The sequence below is a fragment of the Streptomyces narbonensis genome (assembly GCF_014649015.1).
GTDB classification, from domain to species: Bacteria; Actinomycetota; Actinomycetes; order Streptomycetales; family Streptomycetaceae; genus Streptomyces; species Streptomyces narbonensis.
Genome location: NZ_BMSF01000001.1, coordinates 169,999 through 188,281, shown reverse-complemented (window position 1 = coordinate 188,281; position 18,283 = coordinate 169,999). Strand labels below are relative to the sequence as shown.

At 73.2% G+C, this 18,283-nt stretch carries 12 protein-coding genes and 2 tRNA genes; 4 read left to right on the top strand and 10 right to left on the bottom strand.

The window, feature by feature from the left end; all coding sequences use genetic code 11:
- Nucleotide 1: 1 nt before the first annotated feature.
- A complete protein-coding gene (locus IE124_RS00830; RefSeq protein WP_370468719.1) occupies nt 2–1,282 on the bottom strand; it encodes a M6 family metalloprotease domain-containing protein in 1,281 nt (426 codons plus the stop codon).
- A gap of 326 nt (nt 1,283–1,608) precedes the next feature.
- Here IE124_RS00830 and IE124_RS00825 point away from each other — a divergent pair, with 326 nt between their 5' ends.
- The gene (locus tag IE124_RS00825; protein WP_268246697.1) at nt 1,609–3,729 is read left to right on the top strand and encodes a putative bifunctional diguanylate cyclase/phosphodiesterase; all 2,121 of its coding nucleotides are present in this window, start codon (nt 1,609–1,611) and stop codon (nt 3,727–3,729) included.
- Nucleotides 3,730–3,895: 166 nt separating this feature from the next.
- On the opposite strand, the gene IE124_RS00820 is transcribed toward IE124_RS00825, so the two are convergent.
- Nucleotides 3,896–5,593, bottom strand: coding sequence for a glycosyl hydrolase family 18 protein (locus IE124_RS00820; protein WP_189503721.1), 1,698 nt, complete (start codon nt 5,591–5,593; stop codon nt 3,896–3,898).
- 314 nt (nt 5,594–5,907) lie between these two features.
- Entirely contained in the window at nt 5,908–6,978 is a 1,071-nt protein-coding gene (locus IE124_RS00815) for an LLM class flavin-dependent oxidoreductase (RefSeq protein WP_189503719.1), read from the bottom strand.
- A 471-nt stretch (nt 6,979–7,449) separates the two neighbouring features.
- Here IE124_RS00815 and IE124_RS00810 point away from each other — a divergent pair, with 471 nt between their 5' ends.
- Both IE124_RS00810 and IE124_RS00805 read left to right on the top strand, forming a co-directional pair.
- The gene (locus tag IE124_RS00810; RefSeq protein WP_024758909.1) at nt 7,450–8,208 is read left to right on the top strand and encodes an IclR family transcriptional regulator; all 759 of its coding nucleotides are present in this window, start codon (nt 7,450–7,452) and stop codon (nt 8,206–8,208) included.
- An 89-nt stretch (nt 8,209–8,297) separates the two neighbouring features.
- A tRNA-Lys gene (locus IE124_RS00805) sits at nt 8,298–8,371 on the top strand.
- Nucleotides 8,372–8,447: 76 nt separating this feature from the next.
- Here IE124_RS00805 and IE124_RS00800 read toward each other — a convergent pair.
- The 7 genes from IE124_RS00800 to IE124_RS00770 all read right to left on the bottom strand — a co-directional run bounded on the left by IE124_RS00800 (nt 8,448) and on the right by IE124_RS00770 (nt 17,604).
- Nucleotides 8,448–9,110 carry a response regulator gene (locus tag IE124_RS00800; protein ID WP_189503717.1) on the bottom strand — a complete coding sequence of 221 codons (663 nt, stop codon included), beginning with the start codon at nt 9,108–9,110 and terminating at the stop codon, nt 8,448–8,450.
- Nucleotides 9,041–10,345 (bottom strand): sensor histidine kinase, encoded by a 1,305-nt coding sequence (locus tag IE124_RS00795; RefSeq protein WP_189503715.1) that lies wholly within the window; start codon nt 10,343–10,345, stop codon nt 9,041–9,043. The genes IE124_RS00800 and IE124_RS00795 overlap by 70 nt, the downstream gene beginning before the upstream one ends.
- Nucleotides 10,346–10,438: 93 nt before the next feature.
- Nucleotides 10,439–12,115, bottom strand: a complete 1,677-nt coding sequence (locus IE124_RS00790; protein ID WP_189503713.1) for an AMP-binding protein — start codon at nt 12,113–12,115, stop codon at nt 10,439–10,441.
- A gap of 84 nt (nt 12,116–12,199) precedes the next feature.
- Complete coding sequence (locus tag IE124_RS00785) at nt 12,200–12,796, bottom strand: lytic polysaccharide monooxygenase auxiliary activity family 9 protein (RefSeq protein WP_150274759.1); 597 nt, start codon at nt 12,794–12,796, stop codon at nt 12,200–12,202.
- Nucleotides 12,797–13,013: 217 nt separating this feature from the next.
- Nucleotides 13,014–15,074, bottom strand: coding sequence for an SPFH domain-containing protein (locus IE124_RS00780; RefSeq protein WP_370468718.1), 2,061 nt, complete (start codon nt 15,072–15,074; stop codon nt 13,014–13,016).
- Nucleotides 15,075–15,192: 118 nt separating this feature from the next.
- Complete coding sequence (locus IE124_RS00775) at nt 15,193–15,675, bottom strand: hypothetical protein (RefSeq protein WP_189503710.1); 483 nt, start codon at nt 15,673–15,675, stop codon at nt 15,193–15,195.
- A 429-nt stretch (nt 15,676–16,104) separates the two neighbouring features.
- Nucleotides 16,105–17,604: a peptidoglycan-binding protein gene (locus IE124_RS00770; protein WP_189503708.1), complete on the bottom strand. Its 1,500-nt coding sequence runs from the start codon at nt 17,602–17,604 to the stop codon at nt 16,105–16,107.
- Nucleotides 17,605–17,788: 184 nt separating this feature from the next.
- Here IE124_RS00770 and IE124_RS00765 point away from each other — a divergent pair.
- Nucleotides 17,789–17,862, top strand: a tRNA-Lys gene (locus tag IE124_RS00765).
- Nucleotides 17,863–18,283 lie beyond the last annotated feature (421 nt).

The following is an 18,283-nucleotide window of genomic DNA, read 5'->3' as shown; positions in this document are numbered from 1 at the left end:
GTCAGCCCGTGCCGGGCGGGGTCACCTTCACCGTCCAGCCGCCCGCCTCGGTGTGGTCCGCCACCTCGACGCGTACGCCCGTGCCGGGCACGGTGAAGGTCTCGCCCTCCTCCAGCGGCGCGTCCGCGAGCGGCGGGTAGACGGAGCGGTCCCAGCACGCCTCGGTGCGCGGGTGGGTGTCGACGACCTCTACCGGGCCGTCGCCGGAGGCCGCGCTGTTGCGCACCCGGTAGAGGAGGACGCCCTCGGTGCAGGTCTCGGTGTCGTTGCCGGAGGCGCCGCGAGCCTCGATCGCCAGGACGCTGTCCGGGCCGGTCCTGACGACGGCGAGCCGGGTGCCGAGGGTGCCGCCGTCCGCGGGCGGGGCACTGGTCGGCTCCAGGCTGACCAACTGGGGTCCGGGCCCCTGGACGCAGGTGACCTGGGCGCGGGAGAGCCAGCCGAGCTTCCACTTGTGCCAGCCGAAGAAGTCGGGCGCGAGCCCGAACTGGCTGCCCATGACGTCCCAGTCGCCCACGTGGGTGTCCCAGTCGCCCTTGCCGTCCGACGGGCGGTGGTACAGGTCGGGCAGGTCGAAGACGTGGCCGGTCTCGTGGGCGAGGACGTTCCGGTCGGGCGGGTGCCGCTCGAAGACCGTGACGACCCGCTTGATCTCGGTGCCGTCGACCTCCAGCGGCCGTTCGAGGTTGACGACCTTCGTCGCGTCGGAGTCCACGCCGGGCGCGTCCGGGTCGGCGACCAGGTAGACGACGTCGTACAGCGAGAAGTCGACGTCCGCGTCGACGGCGGCCACCGCGTCGCGCAGATAGGCCGCGCGCTTCCCGGAGGCCCAGTCACGCCGTATGTCGTACGCCCCCGACTCCTGCGGCATCCGGGTCCACTCGGTCCGGGGGTGCGGGCGCAGGTCGAAGCGGCCGTAGGAGGCGCGGTCGAAGTACTCGCTGGTGGCCGGGAAGTGGTCGGCGGCGAGTTCGGCCGGAGTGGTGAGCGGGGTGGAGTCAGGGAAGGACAGGAAGATCATGACCGCGTCGAGGCTGCGGGTGGGTTTCGGGTAGGAGCCGTTCCAGGTGTCGAGGCCGAGCGAGTGGTGGGCCGCGGTGCGGGGCAGGGTGCAGGGGTTCCCCGCGGGCGCGCCGACGGCGGGGCCCGCGACGAGCCCGGTGGCGGCGAGCGCGGCGAGCGCGGTGAAGGCCGCCGCGCCGGAACGCAGCCTCGGCCGCTCCACTCCCCCGGGTGGCTGCTGACCCCTCACGTGGACCTCCGGATCGGTAGGGCGGGACACCACAACCACCTTGTGATGGTTTGCAGCGTTTCGCACGTTTCCGCTGCCCCGGTCGGGTGAGGGGGCGCCGCCGGGTCGACGCGACACGAGCGGGGATCAGCTCACGGAAAGTCACATTCGGTCACGTCACCATCGGCCCGTGTCAGACCTGTGCAGAAACGATCGGGCGAGGGGTGGCGGCGGGGCCCCTCACGATGGTCACCGGTCGCCGGAGAGGCCTCGGAGCTGGAACGGCCCCCCGAACGGGCTCTATGATCGGCTCACTTTTCCTTGGCCGACCATCCCGACCACATGTGAACGGCCCGACTGCACTACGGGAGCGAGCGGTGAGCGAAACCCCCGAAGGACCGGTGCACCCAGAGCCGCCGGAGACGCCCCAGACCGATCCCGCCGTCACGGAGCGTCACGCCGAGCCCTGCGCCACGCGTCAGACCGACCTCGTCCCCGATCCGGCCCCCGGCTCGCTCAGTACCGGGCTCCCTGCCGGACTCCGTCCCGGGCTCGACGCCGGGCTCCCCACCGAGCTCCACACCGGACTCGATGCCGGGCATCCCACCGAGCTCCACACCGGGCTCGATGCCGGGCATCCCACCGAGCCCGACGCCGGACTCGATGCCGGGTTCCGTGCCGACCGTCGGGCAGCCGAACTCCGCGACTACCGCGCCGCCTTCCGGGCCGCGCAGCTCGCCATGGCCGTCGTCGACCAGGACGGCATCGTCGTCACGGCCAACGACTCCCTCGGCACCCTTCTCGGCACCGAGGCCGGGGCGCTCCGCGAGCAGGCCGCCGCCGATCTCGTCGACCTCGCGTCCGACGGCCGCACCTGGCACGCGTACCACGAGGTCCTCCGCGGCCGCCGCTCCCGCTTCCGCTGCACACGCCGGCTCAAGCACCCCGACGGGCGCTCGCTGTGGGCCGAGGTCACCGTCGCCCCCGTACCCGACAGCCGGAGCGTCCTCCTGTCGATCGCGGACGTCAGCGACCGGCGCGAGCTCCAGGCGCGGCTGCGCCACCTCCAGATGCACGACCCGGTGACCCGACTGCCCAACCGGGCCCTGTTCTTCGAGCGCCTCTCCTCGGCCCTGGAGGCCGCCGCCCAGGACACCGACCCGCCGTACGAGTCAGACGAGCCGCATCAGGCGCACCAGTCGAATCAATCGCACAAGTCGCATCAGTCGCATGAGTCGTACGGGTATGGCAGAACAGGGCGGATCGGTCTCTGCTACCTCGACCTCGACGGCTTCAAGGCCGTCAACGACACCCTCGGCCACCGGGTCGGCGACCGGCTCCTCGCAGCCGTCGCCGCCCGCCTGACCGAGTGCGCCGACAGCGACGGCTACACCCGCAGCGGCGGCCACCTCGTGGCGCGGCTCGGCGGCGACGAGTTCGCGATCCTCGTCGAGGACTCCACCGGTACGGAGCAACTGGCCGACCTCGCGCGCTCGGTGCTCTGCGCGCTCCAGAGCCCCTTCGACCTCGGCGGCCAGCGGCTCTCGGTCTCCGCCTCGATCGGCGTCGTCGAGCGCACCGCGCACGGGACGACGGCGACCGCCCTCATGCAGGCCGCCGACACCACGCTGTACTGGGCGAAGGCGGACGGCAAGGCCCGCTGGACGCTCTTCGACCCGGAGCGCAACGCGCACCGGATGACCCGGCAGGCGCTCTCCTCCACGCTCCGCCCGGCCGTGGAGCGCGGGGAGTTCGGTCTGGAGTACCAGCCGCTCGTGGACCTGACGGACGGGGCCGTGCGCGGGGTGGAGGCGCTGGTGCGCTGGAACCACCCGCAGTTCGGCTCGCTCCCGCCGAATCGGTTCATCGGCATCGCCGAGGAGGACGGCTCCATCGTCGAGCTCGGACGGTGGGTCCTGCGGACCGCCTGCCGCCAGGCCCGGCAGTGGCAGAAGGACCATCCGCGCGAGCGCCCGATCTTCGTGAGCGTCAACGTGGCGGTGCGCCAGGTCTGGGACTCCGACCTGGTCGCGGACGTCGCCGGGATCCTCGCGGAGACCGGGCTCGCCCCGCACCTGCTCCAGCTCGAACTGACCGAGTCCGCCGTGATGGGCTCGGCCGGGCGGCCGCTCCAGGCGCTCAAGGCGCTGAGCGACATGGGCGTGCGGATCGCGATCGACGACTTCGGCACCGGCTACTCGAACCTCGCCTACCTGAGCCGGCTGCCGGTCTCCGTGCTCAAGCTGGACGGCTCCTTCGTCCGAGGCTTCCAGGACGAGGAGCACCCGAACCCGGCCGACGAGCTGATCGTCGAGGCGCTCGTGCAGCTCGCCCACCGCCTCGGGCTCACGGTCACCGCCGAGTGCGTCGAGACCTCGGGGCAGGCGGCCCGGCTGCGCCGGATCGGCTGCGACACCGGGCAGGGCTGGCTGTACTCGCGGGCGGTGGCCCCGGACCGGATCGCCGAGCTGATCCGCACGGAGCCCCTGCGCGTCTGAACCCCGTCCCTGCCCCTGCCCCGCCCCTGCACCGCAACGGACGCAGGGGCGGGGCAGGGGCAGGGGCAGGGACGGGGGCAGGGACGGGGCATGGAACTGCCCCCGGCCGGAGGGACATTCCGGGCGGGGGCAGTGGTCATGTGGTGGAGCTCAGTGGGTCAGGGCCTCAGCAGGCGCCCAGGTCCTTCCAGACGCCCCACTCGCCGGTCGTGCCCGGCGTCTCGTTCTGGGTCCACCACTGGGCCTTGTACTTGCGGCCGTTGTGGGAGACCTCGTTGCCCGCGTTGTAGATCGTGCCGGCCACGTACGCCGGGAGCGAGCCGCAGCCCGTGGGCGGCGTCGTCGGGGGCGTGGTCGGGGGCGTGGTGGGCGGCGTCGTCGGCGGGGTGGTCGGCGGCGTCGTGGTCGGCGGGGCGGTGGTGCCGCCGAGCGCGGTGTTGATCTGGGTCAGCAGGGTGGCGTTGTTGTCCAGGCCGAGGAGCGAGTACATCATCGCGCCGGCCAGGCCGCGCTGCTTGCCGTAGTCCACCCGGGCCTGGATGGACTTCTGGTTGAGGCCGGTGAAGAACTCGCCGTCCTTGTAGAAGTACGAGGACTTCGACTGGTCGTCCCAGAAGGTCGTCGACGCGTTGTCGACGATGCCGCCGAGCTCCTTGTAGTGCGCGATGCCCGCCTGCTGGCTGAGCGGGCGGGCGCCGGAGCCGCCGGTGGCGGTCTGGGCGAGGCCGTTGGTGGTGCCGGCCGGCACGCCCTTCCAGCCGCGGTAGTAGAACTCGTAGCCCAGGGTCAGCTTGTTGGCGGGGAAGCCGCCCGCGATGCCGTAGGCCGGGTTGCCGTCGATCCAGGAGTCGATGGCCGAGTCGATGCTGTACTTCTCGGTGCCCGGCGCGATCACGTCGGTCGGGTCGTTCGGCGAGGGGTGGAGCGGGGACTGGTGGTACGTCGGCCCGTCGCCGTCCCAGGCGCCGTGCATGTCGTACGTCATGATGTTGGCGTAGTCCAAGTACTGGCCGATCTTGTCGGTCTCGATGTACTTGATCTTGTCCTGGCCGGCCGGGAGGGCAGAGGTCAGCAGGTACTTCTTGCCGCCGTTGGCCGCGCCGTACTCGTCGAGCTGCTTGCGGAACTCGGCGAGGAGGAGGGTGAAGTTCTGCTTGTCCTCGGGGCCGTAGTGGTTGCCCAGGTGGCCGCCGGAGGAGCCCGGGTACTCCCAGTCGATGTCGATGCCGTCGAAGATGCCGGCCGCCGTGCCCGCGCCGCCGAAGCCGCCCTCGACGGGCAGGTTGCCCTTGAGGTACTGGTCGATGCAGGAGGAGACGAGCTTCTTGCGGCTCGCGTCCGTCTTCGCCGCGTCGTGGAAGTACTTGGAGTAGGTCCAGCCGCCGAGCGAGATGTTGATCTTCAGGTGGGGGTACTTCGCCTTCAGTTCCTTGAACTGGTTGAAGACGCCCACGATCGGCTGGTCCCACTTGTCGGCGACGCCGTCGACGCTGTCCGCCGCGCTGAAGGACTTCTGGTAGTCGGCGTAGGAGTCGCCCGCACCGTCTCCCGCGTTGGGGTTGTTGTCGTCACCCGCGGCCTTGTTGGCCATGAAACAGGTGAGGTTGGTGGGGTGGATGTTGCCGAACGAGTAGTTGATGACGTCCAGCTGGCTCGCGATGCCCCGGGTGTCGAGGTGCTTGGGGTAGAACGCGTTGCCGTAGACGCTCCACTGGTCGTAGTACGCGATGCGCACGTTGCCCGCAGAGGCAGTGGTCGACGAGTCGGCCGCCTGGGCGGAGCCGAGGCCGACGGTCGCGGCGAGCGCGCCGGCGGCGAGGGCCGAGCTGAGAAGCGCGGCGATCAATGGCTTACGGGGGTGCACGTGCGGCCTCCGAAGGGGGGAGAACTGGGTGGTGCCGTACAGGAGCTGAGGAAGTGATAACCGGCTCATGAACAGCACGTCAATGGTCTGAACCAGATTGAGGACTAGACCAATTTGCCGAGGAAAGGCCTCGTCAGAGGGGTGCAGCACAAAACGGAACCGCCCGCCACCATGGGTGACGAGCGACTTAAGGTTCACTTAGGGGTGAGGGGGCGGTGGTTCGGGACCGAACCACCCCGCCACGGAAACCCGGGTTTTCGAGCCGGGGTCCAGCGCCCCGCGAGGCGCGGGCGACCCCTCCGAGAAGTTCCCGGCTACTCCGCGAGCTCCGGAAGCTCGTACGCGTCCGCGATCAGTTCGTGACTCCGCAGCCGCGCCTCCCCGCTGTGCACGTTGGCCGTGAGCATCAGCTCGTCGGCGCCCGTGCGCTTCTGCAGGTCGTCGAGGCCCGTGCGGACCTCGTCCGGGGTGCCGTACAAAACGTTCCCCACCCACTCGTCCATGAACTCCCGCTCGACGGGGCTGACACGGTACGCCTCCGCCTCCTCCGGCGTCGGCATCAGCCCCGGCCGCCCGGAGCGCAGCTGCAGCATCGCGAGGGCTCCGGTCAGCACCTGGCGGCGGGCCTCCGCCGCGTCCTCGGAGGCGAGCGTCGCGACGCTGATCACCGCGTACGGGGCGTCGAGGAGGCCCGAGGGCCGGAAGGACTCGCGGTAGAGGTCGAGCGCCGGAATCGTGTTCCGCCCGGAGAAGTGGTGGGCGAAGGCGAAGGGCAGCCCGAGCAGGCCCGCGAGGCGGGCGCTGAAGCCGGAGGAGCCGAGCAGCCAGACCGGCGGCCGGCCCTTCGGACCCTGTACGGGACCGGGGATGGCGTGGATACGGGAGTACGGGTGCCCGTCCGGGAAGTCGTCGTCCAGGAAGCGGGTCAGCTCGGCGAGCTGCTCCGGGAAGTCGTCGGCGCCCTCCTTCGGCGACTCGGCGCGGCGCAGCGCGACGGCCGTGGCGCCGTCCGTGCCGGGGGCGCGGCCGAGGCCGAGGTCGACCCGGCCCGGGGCGAGGGCCTCCAGGGTGCCGAACTGCTCGGCGATGACGAGCGGGGCGTGGTTGGGCAGCATGACGCCGCCGGAGCCGAGGCGGATGCGGCGGGTGTGGGCCGCGAGGTGGGCGAGGATCACCGCCGGCGAGGAGGAGGCGACGCCGGGCATGGAGTGGTGTTCGGCCACCCAGTGCCGGTGGAAGCCACGTCGCTCGGCGAGCCGGACCAGCTCGACGCTGGTGGCGAGCGACTCGGTCGCGGAGCCGCCTCTGCCGACGGTCACCAGATCCAGTACGGACAGCGGTACGGGCGCGGTGCCCCGCGTCTCTCCTCGAATGGCGTCGGTCACCGTGGGGACCCTCCTCGGCACGTGCGGTTGGTAAGACTCGGGACACAACAGGAGGGTGTCTCCGGTTATTCCGGCACCCCGCTGCAGTACCCCTCGACCGTCTCGCGCTCACCTCGTGCCCGTCTCGCGTATTTCTGTCGTCCGGTCGTCCGGTCGTCCAGATCCGCCCTCCGAACGTTCTCGGCCACGGTGGAACCGCTCGCAGGGCTGCCGACGGGGCTTTCGCGGGTCCGCTTCCCCGTAAAAAATCTCTCGACCGCCACCACCCGAACGTGAGCGCGAACCCGGCCCCGCACGGCCCTGACCTGAGACTCTATGAAGGAGTCATGACACAGGCATATGCCAGGGTGGTGCGCCCCAGCCCAGGCCAGGGATCCTCCGCATCATTCTCGCCAACAGCCGCCCCTTAAAGGGCCCTTGGCGGCTATCGTGGTACGAAAGCTTGCGGTCACAACCTGGTAGGGGGAAACCGTGGCGCTGAAGCCCGAGCCCACCGCGCCGTTCCACTCGGTGCAATACGCCTTGCGCGTCCTCGAGACGGTCTCACGGCACGGTGGCGGAGTGACGGACGTCCAGATCGCCCGCGAGACCGGCCTGCCCGTCGCCCACCTCTCGTCGCTGCTCCTCATGCTTCGCCGCGAGGGGTACGTCGAGCAGGTCGCCGACGGCGCGTACGTCATCGGGGACTCCCTCGTCCTCCTCGGTTCCGGCCTGACCCGCCGCGAAGCCCTGGAGGCCAAGCTCCAGGAGACCCTGACCGAACTGCGCGACTCCGTCGGCGCGGCCGTCTACATCAGCCGGTACATCGACGGCGAAGTGAAGATCACCCAGTTCGCCGACGGGCCACGCACCCCGAAGGTCAACGAATGGGTGGACTTCCGCTCGGCGGCGCACGCCAGCGCCGTCGGCAAGTGCCTGCTCACACAGCTCGACCAGAACGGGCGGCGGGACCACCTCGCCCGTCACAAGATCGCCCGGCTGACCTCCAGGACGATCACCAACGAGCGCATCCTCTTCTCGAAGCTCGACAGCCAGCCGGCGACCGTCCCCGTCCTCGACCTCCAGGAGTACGCGGTCGGCACGGTCTGCGCCGCCGTCCCGCTGACGGCGGGCTCGGCCGTGGGCTGCCTGGCCCTGTCCCTGCCGATCGAGCACGCCCACCGGCTGCGCGCCGCGGCGGACACGCTCAACCGACGGGCCGCTCCGGTGGTGCTCTCGCTGGCGATCTAGAAGGGGATGCCGCGACCCCGCCGGACGGCGCTCCGGCGGGGCGGTCACGAGCACCCCTTCGGACCAGGTAGTATTTTCTCTGTCAGCAGGCGCCGCTAGCTCAGTTGGTTAGAGCAGCTGACTCTTAATCAGCGGGTCCGGGGTTCGAGTCCCTGGCGGCGCACAGACAGGGAAAGCCCCTCGCTTCGGCGGGGGGCTTTCTTGTCGTTGCCGCCACCGGCCGAGGCCGGGGCCTGCGCTCAGGCCCTGAGGTAGGTCAGGACGGCGAGGACACGGCGATGGGTGTCCTCGGCCTGCGGCAGGTCGAGCTTGGCGAGGATGTTCCCGATGTGCTTGCCGACGGCGGCCTCCGTCACCACCAGCCTGCGGGCGATCTCCCCGTTGGAGTGCCCCTCTGCGACCAGACCCAGGACCTCCCGCTCGCGCGGGGTCAGCGCCTCCAGTGGGTCCCGGTGGCGGCGCAGCAGCTGCCGTACGACCTCGGGGTCGACGACCGTGCCGCCGTCGGCGACCTGGGTGAGCGCCTCGACGAACTCCTCGACCTGCCCCACCCGGTCCTTCAGGAGATAGCCGACACCGGTGCCGTCACCCGAGTCGAGGAGGTCGGCGGCGTAGCTGCGCTGCACGTACTGGCTGAGGACGAGGACCGGCAGGGCCGGCCGCTCGGCGCGCAGCGCGACCGCGGCGCGCAGCCCCTCGTCCTGAAAGCCGGGCGGCATCCGGACGTCGGTGACCACGATGTCCGGGCCGTGGGCGGCGACCGCCTCGCGCAGACCGTCGGCGTCACCGGCGGCGGCGACGACCTCGTGGCCGAAACGCGTCAGGAGCCCGATCAGCCCCTCGCGGAGGAGGACGCTGTCCTCGGCGAGGACGACGCGGAGCTTTCTCGGAGGGTTCGGCACGGGATCTCCACTCGCAGGACGGTCGGCCCGCCCGGCGGGCTCATGATCGTCAGTGTGCCATCGAGGACGGCGATCCGGTCGGCGAGTCCGGTGAGCCCCGTGCCGCGGGCCGGGTCGGCGGCCCCCCGCCCGTCGTCCTCGACGTCGAGCCGCAGGACGCCGTCCGCGTACCGGGCGGTGATCCTCGCCTGGGCGGCGCCGCTGTGCTTGCCGATGTTGGCGAGGGCCTCGCAGGCCACGAAGTAGCCGGCGCTCTCGACGGAGGCGGGCAGCCGGGGCAGATCGACGTCGGTGTCGACGGGGACGGCCGAGCGGTCGGCGGCGTCGGCGAGCGCCGCCCCGAGGCCGTAGTCGGCCAGGACCTGCGGGTGGATGCCGTGGATCAGCTCCCGCAGCTCGGTCAGGACCTGCCCGGCCTCCGCGTGGGCCTTGGCCAGCTGCTCGGCGAGCGGGCCCGGCGGGGCGTCGAGGCGGGCGAGACCGAGGGTCATGGTGAGGGCGACGAGCCGCTGCTGCGCCCCGTCGTGGAGGTCGCGCTCGATGCGGCGGCGCTCGGCCTCGAAGGCGTCGACGAGCCGGGCGCGGGAGGCGATGACCTCGCCGATCCTGCCGTCCCCCGCACCGGTGTCGCGCGGGGCGAGCAGCGCCCGGGCGAGGGCGGAGCGGGCTCCGGCGACGGCGGCCAGGGGGTAGGAGAGGGCGACGAGGAGGACGCCGCCCAGGAGCGCGGCGGCGAAGGCCTCGGGATAGGAGGTGACCAGGTACGCCTTGACGACCTTGGCCTCGCGGCCGTCCGCCGCCAGCTGGACCGGGGCGCTGAGCAGGGCGAGGGGCAGGCCGACGCCGACGGCGAGGGCGATGAGGTCGAGCGGCCACAGGACGGTGGCGAGCAGCAGCCCGTACCCGAGCTCGCGCCAGGTCGCCTGCTCCCCCGCCCGGAGCCGGAGCCAGGCGGTCAACCCGGGGGCGGCGGGAACGCGGTGCGGGTCGGGGGCCGGGTCCAGGTCGAAGAGCCGGAGCCTGAGCCGCTCGACGGAACCGAGGGCGAGCCCGGACAGGAGCAGCAGCGGCATCCCGACGAGGAGCAGCGAGAACACCCCGAGCACCAGGAGGACGAGACAGGCGAGGGCCCCGACGAGCGCCCCGGTGGCGAGGTACCCGGCGGCCCGCCAGGGCCAGGGGCCGAGCGGGAAGCGGGACCGGGTGAGCGCCTGCCAGGGGTTACGGGGTTCCATGAGCGCCCACGGTAGGCGCGGGGCCCCGGGCGGGGCCATGGGCCTGGGGGGCGTGGTGGGGGTAGGGCCGGCCCTACCCCCACCGGACACCCGTCACGTGCGGCGGTCCCAGGTCGGGGTGCGGTCGTGGCGGGTGTACTGCTCCTGGAGGGCGGCGGTCGCCTCCGGGGTCAGGGGCTCGTACGGGGCGGTGGGCGCCGGGCGCCACCAGACGGGGTCCGGGCAGAGGAAGGACTCCCGGCGCAGGCCCACGCGGTGGATCTTGTTGGTGGCCGTCAGGGGCAGTTCGCGCGTCACGCGGACGAAGCGCGGCGGCATCTTCGTGCCCAGGTCCGGCTGTGCGGCGAGGAAGGCCGCGAACTCCGCCGGGTCGAAGACGGCCCCTTCGCGCAGGGCCAGCGCCGCCATGACCTGGTCGCCGGCGACCGGGTCCGGTATCGCGTACACCGCCACCCCGGCGGCCCGGTCCCAGCGGGCGAGGATGTTCTCGATCATCGCCGCCGCCAGGTTCTCGCTGTCGACCCGCAGCCGGTCGTCCGTGCGGCCGGCGAAGTAGAGGAAGCCGGCCTCGTCCCGGTAGAAGAGGTCGCCCGTCCAGTACCAGCCGCCGCGCAGCCGGACCGCCTCCGCCTCGGGGTTGCGCCAGTAGCCCTCGAAGGGGTTCCGGCCGCGGTTGACGAGTTCGCCGACCGCCTCGTCCGTGTTGAGGAGCCGCCCCTCGGGCGAGAAGCGGGCCGGGGCGCACTCCTTGCCGGTCTCCGCGTCCAGGACGGCCAGGTCGTCTCCGGGGGCGGCCCGCCCGATCGCCCCGGTCGGGGTGTCCGGGGTGCGCTGGATCGCCGCGCCGCCCTCGGAGGAGCCGTACCCCTCGACGAGCGGGACCCCGAACCGCTCCCGGAAGCGGGCCGCGTCCACGGCCCCGGCCTCGGTACCGAAGCCGAGGCGCAGCGCGTGCGCGCGGTCGTCCGGGCCGGGCGGCGTGGCGAGCAGGTACTGCACGGCCCTGCCCACATAGGTGAAGTAGGTGGCGCCGAAGCGGCGCACGTCGGGGAGGAAGCCGGACGCGGAGAAGCGGGCCCGCAGCGCCACTCCCGCGCCGGCGGAGAGCGCGGGTGCCCAGTCGGCGATCACCGCGTTGCCGTGGAACATCGGCATGCAGACGTAGTGGACGTCGTCCCGGCCGACCCCGAAATGGGAGACGAGGGAGGCACCGGCCGCCGCGAGACGCCCCTGGCTGCAGAGCGCGGCCTTGGGCGCGCCCGTCGAGCCGGAGGTGAAGGAGAGCAGGAAGCGGCTGTCGGGGCGCACGGGACCGAGGGTGGCGTCTCCCGGGCGGGCGCCGGCGTAGGGCGCGAGGAGTTCGCGGTAGGCGTCGGTGTCGGTGACGAGGATGCGCAGCCCGGGCAGCACGAGGCCGCCGAGGAGCGGCAGGTGGGCGCGCTGGGTGACCAGGATCCGGCAGGCGGTGTGCCGGATGTCCCGGGCGAGTTCGGCGCCGCGCCGGGTCGGGTTGATCCCGGCGACGGCGGCCCCCGCGAGGGCCGCCGCGCTGAGCCAGAGCGGGTACTCCGGCGTGTTGTCGAGCAGGATGCCGAGGTGCGGCTCGCTCCCCGGCAGGGGTGGCATCAGGTCCACGAGCAGTGCGGCCCGCGCGGCGGCGCCCGCGGCGACCTCGTGGTGGCTGAGGGTGTGGAGCGCGTCCCTCAGACCGGTCCGGTGGTCGCCCCATTGGCGTCGTACGAGCTCCGCGACGGTGTCCGCACCCTTCATGAGCCGGACTGTAACTGACGTATCGTCAGAACTGAACGCCCAGAGGCTGACGGGCTGCCAGGACCGTCGGGGCCGTCGGGTCTCTCAGAACTTGACGTCCGAGCAGGCGTAGAAGGCGTTCGCGGTGTCCGCGATCGTCCACACCGCCAGGATCAGGTGACGGCCCGTCTTGCCCGCCGGGACGGTCCCGGAGTGCGAGAGGGTCGCCGGCGGCTGCTGGTTGTTGTAGGGGACGGTGAGGAACGGCTGGGGGTCGAGCGCGGCCCGGGTCAGCTTCTGACTCGGGTTCCAGCCGTTCTTGGTGATGTAGTACTTGAAGTCGGTGGTGCGGTGCCGGGCCGTGAACTGCCAGCGGAAGCTGTAGCTCTGCCCGGCCGTGAGCGTCGTCGTCGGCCAGGCTCCGCCCCGGGGGTCGTCGAGCTGGGCGAACTGCGTGAGCCCGGCCGAACAGATCTTGCCGTCGGCGGGACCGGCGGCGGGGAAGCCCTTGAGGCCCTCGACCGACTGCGGCTCCCACTGTATGGAGCCGCAGTTGGTCACGGTGCCGTTGGCGCAGAGCTTCTGGCGGCTGATCGGCGAGTCGGTGTAGCCGTGGCTGCCCGCGCTGCCGGTCGCGAGGAGGGAGGCGCCGGCGACGCCGAGCGCCACCACCGCCGCCCCGACTGACTTCTTCTTGCGCATGTGCATGCTGTCACTCCAGGAGAACGTGGGGGAGTTCCGTTGGGCCGTGCGCACGCGTGCGGTCTTGCCGGTTCTGCTTGTACGGGTCGTGCGGTCGTGCGGTCGCGCGAGTCGTACTGATTGCGCGAGTCGTACGGTCGCACGGGTCGTACGGGTGACTCATTTTGGTCTGGACCAAGTACCAAGGTATGGACGGAAGTTGAACATGTCCATCCCCTCAGACCCCCTCGGCGGGCGCCGTCCTCCCCGTGTAGAACGCCACCGTCAGGTCCTTGACCAGCGCCTTGCGCTCGTAGTCGTCCAGCTCCACCAGACCACGACTGGTCAGCCGGTGGACCACGTCGTCCACCGCGTCCACCACCGACGTCAGGACGCTGTCCCGGTGCTTCGCGTCGATCGCCGCGATCCGGCGCCGCTGCATCGCCGCCGCGATCTCGGGGGCGTACTCGATGCGCGTCGGCTGCGCCGAGAAGACGTCGACCCCGACCGGGGCGCACTCCGCCGACAGCATCCGCGTCAGCGCCTCGCCGACCGCCTCCGCGTCCCGGAGCGTCGGGGCGTCCTCGTGGAAGGCGTCCGCCGGAAGCTGCGACAGCACCCGGGCCATCGCCGCCTCCACCTGCTCCCGGAGGTACTCCTCGTGGCCGTCCACCCCCAGTGCGGCGCGGACGGTGTCCCGCACCCGCCAGACGACGAGGACGACGACGTCCAGAGCCGTGCCCTTCGCGTCGACGGCGGGCAGGGGCTCACTGCGCCAGTGCCGGAGCCGGACGTCGACGCGGCGGCGGAGCAGGAGCGGGCTGACCCAGACCAGGCCCGTCCGGCGGACGGTTCCGCGGTAGTCGCCGAAGAGGGTCAGGACCCAGGCGTAGCCCACCCGGCCGCGGCCGAGGCCGCCGACCGCGAAGAGGGCGGCGAGCACGCCGAGCGCGAGCAGCGCCCACTGGCCGAGGTGGATGCCGTGGTACGGGCGGACCGGCAGCCTCAGCATCCGCGCCGCCTCCGCGGGGACGGCCCCGGCCCACCACACGACCGCCGCGCACCCGGCGAGCGCGAGGGCACCGCCGACCACGCCGAGCCAGCCGGGCAGCACCGCACCGGGCCGTTCGACGAGATCGGGATCGGCGGTGGGGGCGGGGCGGGCCTTGGCGGCGCGGGACTGCTGTCGGGACCGGGATGGGGCCTCGGCCTGGGCTTGGGCTCGGGCCTTGCCCGGAGGCTGCCCCTTGCCCTTCTGCGCCTGGCCCTGGCCCTGTTGCTGCGTCTTCAAGGGCGCCGGGATGGCGGCCTTGCCGTTCTTCCCGGGGGCGGCGGGCGCGGCCATCGCGACGGTGTCGGGACCGCCGTCGTCCCCCTTCGCGCCGGGGGCGCCGCCCTCCGGCTCGTCCCGGAAGAGCAGGTGCACGGGGATAGAGCCGGTGGTCTCGGCCCCGATCACGTTCTTCCGACGCACGACCCGTACGACCCCGGCGACGGGCACGGCGAGCGCGGCGACCCGCGCACCGGTGATCCGCCCGAAGTCGGGCACGTCGACGCGCTCCTTGGCCGCGGAGACCTTCGTGGCGTCCGGGGGCACGGGCGCGCTCCGCTCGCCCGCCGGGGCGGCCCCGTCGCGCGCGGACGCCTTCGCCCCCTCCGCGCCCGAGGGCGAACCGGCGTCGCGGGTCGGCGCCGGGGCGGCCGAGCCGGGCGCCCCCGACTTCGTACCGCTGATCGCGGGAACCGAAAGCGCGGCGGCAGCGGCGGCCGGGCCCGACCGGGCTGAAGCCGTGTTGGTGGTGGACGGTTCGGCGGGCGCGGGGCCAGACGTGGTGGGTCCAGCAGTGGCGGGGGCAGTAGTGGCGGGTGATGCCGGTGCGGCCGCTGCGCTGGCCGATGCCGGTGCGCCCGCCGGGGACCGGCCCGACGACGTGCTCGTCGGTGGAGCCGTGGGCGTGGCCGTTTGCGTGGCTGCGGCGGGAGCCGTGTGGGCGGGCGAAGCCCCGGTCGCGGGCTTGGGCGTGGACGACGCTCGGCCCGAGGGCGGGGCCGTCTGCCCGTACGGGGGCGTGGAGGCCGGCGAAGCCATGTGCGTGGCCGACGCCGTGGGTGCGGCCGGAGTCCCGGTGGTGGCTGGGGTCGTGGGTGCAGCCCCGGTCGTAGTCCCGGCCGGGGCCGGGGGGCGGCCCGAGACCGGGGTTCGGTCCGAAGCCGGCGGTCGGTCCGAAGCCGGCGGTCGGTCCGAAGCCGGCGGTCGGTCCGAGGCCGGGGGCCTGGCCCCGTAGGAGGCCGGGGGCATGGGCGAACCCGTGCGTGTGGCCGAAGCCGTCGGTGCGGCCGAAGTCCCGGCCGGGGCCGTGGCCGTGGGCGCAGACCCGGTCGTAGTCCCGGCCGAGGCCGGGGGCGCGGCCCCTGCCTCAGGCCCGACCGGCGCGCGGTCCGAGACCGGAGCTCGGCCGAAGGCCGGGTCCGGAGCCCCGTACGAGGTCGTGGACGCGGGCGAAGCCCCGTGGGTGGGTGCGGCCGAGGCCTCGGCCGAAGTCCCGGCCGTGGCCCGGTCCGGGGCCGAGGCCCAGGTCGTCGGTGTGGCCGCCGCGCCGGACGAAGCCCCGGGCGCAGCCCGGTCCGTGGGCGAAGCCGCAGCCCGGCCCGCAGGCGCAACCCCGCCCGGAGCCCCGGGCGCAGCCCGGTTCGGGGCCGGCGCCGTGGCCCCGTCCGGGGTCAAGGCCCAAGCCGTGGCCGTCGCCCCACCACCAGCCGAAGGCCCGGCCTCGGCCACAGGCCCACCCCCGGACCGGTCCGGGGACGAAGCCCAACCCGCAGGCGTCGCCCCACCACCAGCCGAAGGCCCGGCCTCGGCCGCAGGTCCACCCCCGGGCCGGCCCGGGGGCGAGGCCCAAGCTGTGGGCGTGGCCGCGAGCCCGGGCGCAGGCCCCGACGGGGCCCCGTCGGGGCCTGCCGACGGATCCGGAGCCCACGCCGTGGACGTCGCGCCCGCCCCGGCCGAGGGCCCGGACGCGGCCCCGGCCGGAGCCGCCGCCGTGGGCGCAGCCCCACCCGCGGGCTGGGCCTCAGGCCCGGCCGCGCCCCCCGCCGCCGCCCCGTCCGAGGCGCCAGGCCCCGCCCCGTCCGAGGGGCCCGCCGGCGCCCGGTCCGAGGGTGTCGGGGGTGTCCGTGTCGGGTCCCCGCCGTGGGGTGGTGACGTGCGGGGGAGGGTGCCGTCCGTCAGGCGTCTGGCCGTGCGGGCCGCGTCACGCGAGGCCGCCGCGCCGGAGTCCGCGGGGGTCGGGGTCGATGCGGTCATTCGGGTCCACCTCATGCTCTCGGGGTCATCGGAACAAGCGCCGCCAGGTCTCCGGGCCCGGGTAGCCGTCGGCCGCTCCGCCGCGCCAGCCCTGAGCCCGCTGGAACGCCTCGACGTTGCGGCGGTCCGCCTCCGTCCAGCGCGGACCGGGTCCCGACAGGTAGTGCTTGCCGAAGCCCCGCTTCACCAGTTGTTTGCCCAGCTTCTCCACATATGCGTTGGATTGGCCCGGACGGAAGTAGCCACGCCCGGGGAACCCCGTCGCATTCGCGCTCGGACCGCCCGAACCACCCGATCCGCCGATGCTCTTGCCCCCGCCGGTCACGAGGAGCTGCCACGTCTGCGGCCCGGGCAGGCCGTCCGCGTCCTTGCCCTTCCAGCCCTGCGCGAGCTGGAACGCCTGGGTCGCGCGCCGGTCCGCCGTGCCCCACTTCGGGCCGGGACCCTTGCTGTAGTACTTCTTGCCGCCGCGCTCGACCAGGAGCTTCCCGAGCTGGGTGACGTAGGCGTTGTTGGCCCCCGGGCCGAACATCCCCGCCCCCGGGTACGGCGTCGCCGGCTTCGGCGTCGCGGTCGACCCTCCGCCGGACGTGCCGCCCCCGCTGCCGCCGCTCACCACGCCCTTGTAGCGGTAGGCCACGTACCGGTCGGAGTTCTCCCAGTACGCCATCGGCGTCGCCTGCTTCCGCGTGCGCGGCTTGGTCTGCTCGTACGCGATGTACGAGGTGTGGGTGTAGTCGGTCCAGCCGCCGAAGACCGTGACGTGCGAGCCGCGCGTCGGGTTGGCCGGGTTGTGGAACAGCAGGATGTCGCCGGGCTGGAGCTCGGTGCGGTCGATCCGCTCGGCGAAGCGGTCGAGGCTGCCGGTCCACTCGTTGCTGCGCAGGTTCCAGGCCATGGAGATGTAGCCGGAGCAGTCCTGGCGGTACCCGTCCGACCAGTACTTCTCCATGGAGTACGGGACCTGGGCGGATACCCACAGCTTGGCCCGGTTGATGATCTCGGCCCGGGTCGTCTGCCGCAGCGTGCCCGTCACGATCTGACCGGCCGTCGAGGCCGGGGTCGTACCGGTGCCGGTACCGGCACCCGTTCCCGCGGGCGGGGTCGGCGTCGTGGTCGGCTGCGAGCCGGGGCCCGGCGCTCCGTGGAGCGGACCGCGCCCGCCCTGCGGAGTCTCCGGTCCCGGCCAGGGAGTCACGGCCGACCCCTCCCGCAGGACCGCCGTGCCCATTTCCGCACCCCCGCCCGCCTCCGGGCCCGGGACCACGTCCGCCGGAGCGAACGGGCCCGTCGGACCGACCGGCTCCGCCGACTGCGCGAGGGCCGTCGCCGCTCCCGCCCCTCCCCCGCCGAGGACCACGCCCGCCGCCGTCACCAGCACCAGCGCGCGGCGCGCGCCATGGGCGGCCGGGTGGCCGCCCGCCCGCACGGGCAGGCCAAGCGCGAGGCCGCGGCGCTGCTGGGCGCAGCCCGGGCAGCCGCAGTCGGCCGCGGGTTCGAACTCCTCGAAGACCGGCACGCTCATGCGATTCCCCTCCACACTCGTCAAGATCTTTTTGACCCTCGTTTCGGGCGTCAGTGTCTCAACTGTCTGGACAAATCGCATTTTGACGGGTTGAAGGGCCAGTACGACCATCCGACAGGCCGGAGGCGATCGATATTGGTCAGGAGCACCTCTCCAGGTCGGGTAGAGTTCTCTCTGTCAGCAGGCGCCGCTAGCTCAGTTGGTTAGAGCAGCTGACTCTTAATCAGCGGGTCCGGGGTTCGAGTCCCTGGCGGCGCACGCAGAGTCAAGGCCCCCTCACCATCGGTGAGGGGGCCTTGGTCATTCCCGGGGCCTCGGAACGGTCCGAACTAGCGGGCGCTCCCGGCCAGTTCCCGCGCGTACGCGTCGAGCACCGCCCCGCCCGCGGGCCGCCCCGGCACTCCCCGTCCGACTCGCCCGGCCGCTCGATCCAGAGGTGCGCCGCGACCAGCGGGTCCCCGGTGCTGCGGGTCCCCGGTCCAGCGGGTCCCCGGCCCGGCGGGTCCCCGGTCCAGCGGGTCCCCGGCCCGGCGGGTCCCCGGACCTGCGGGTCCCCGGTCCTGCGGGTCCCCGGTCCTGCGGGTCGGCGGCACGCCGAGCGCGCGGCCCGGCGGGTTGCACCGGTTCCGGGCACTGGAAGTTCGACGTGTGGGGCGGGTGGTGACGTGCGGACATTCGG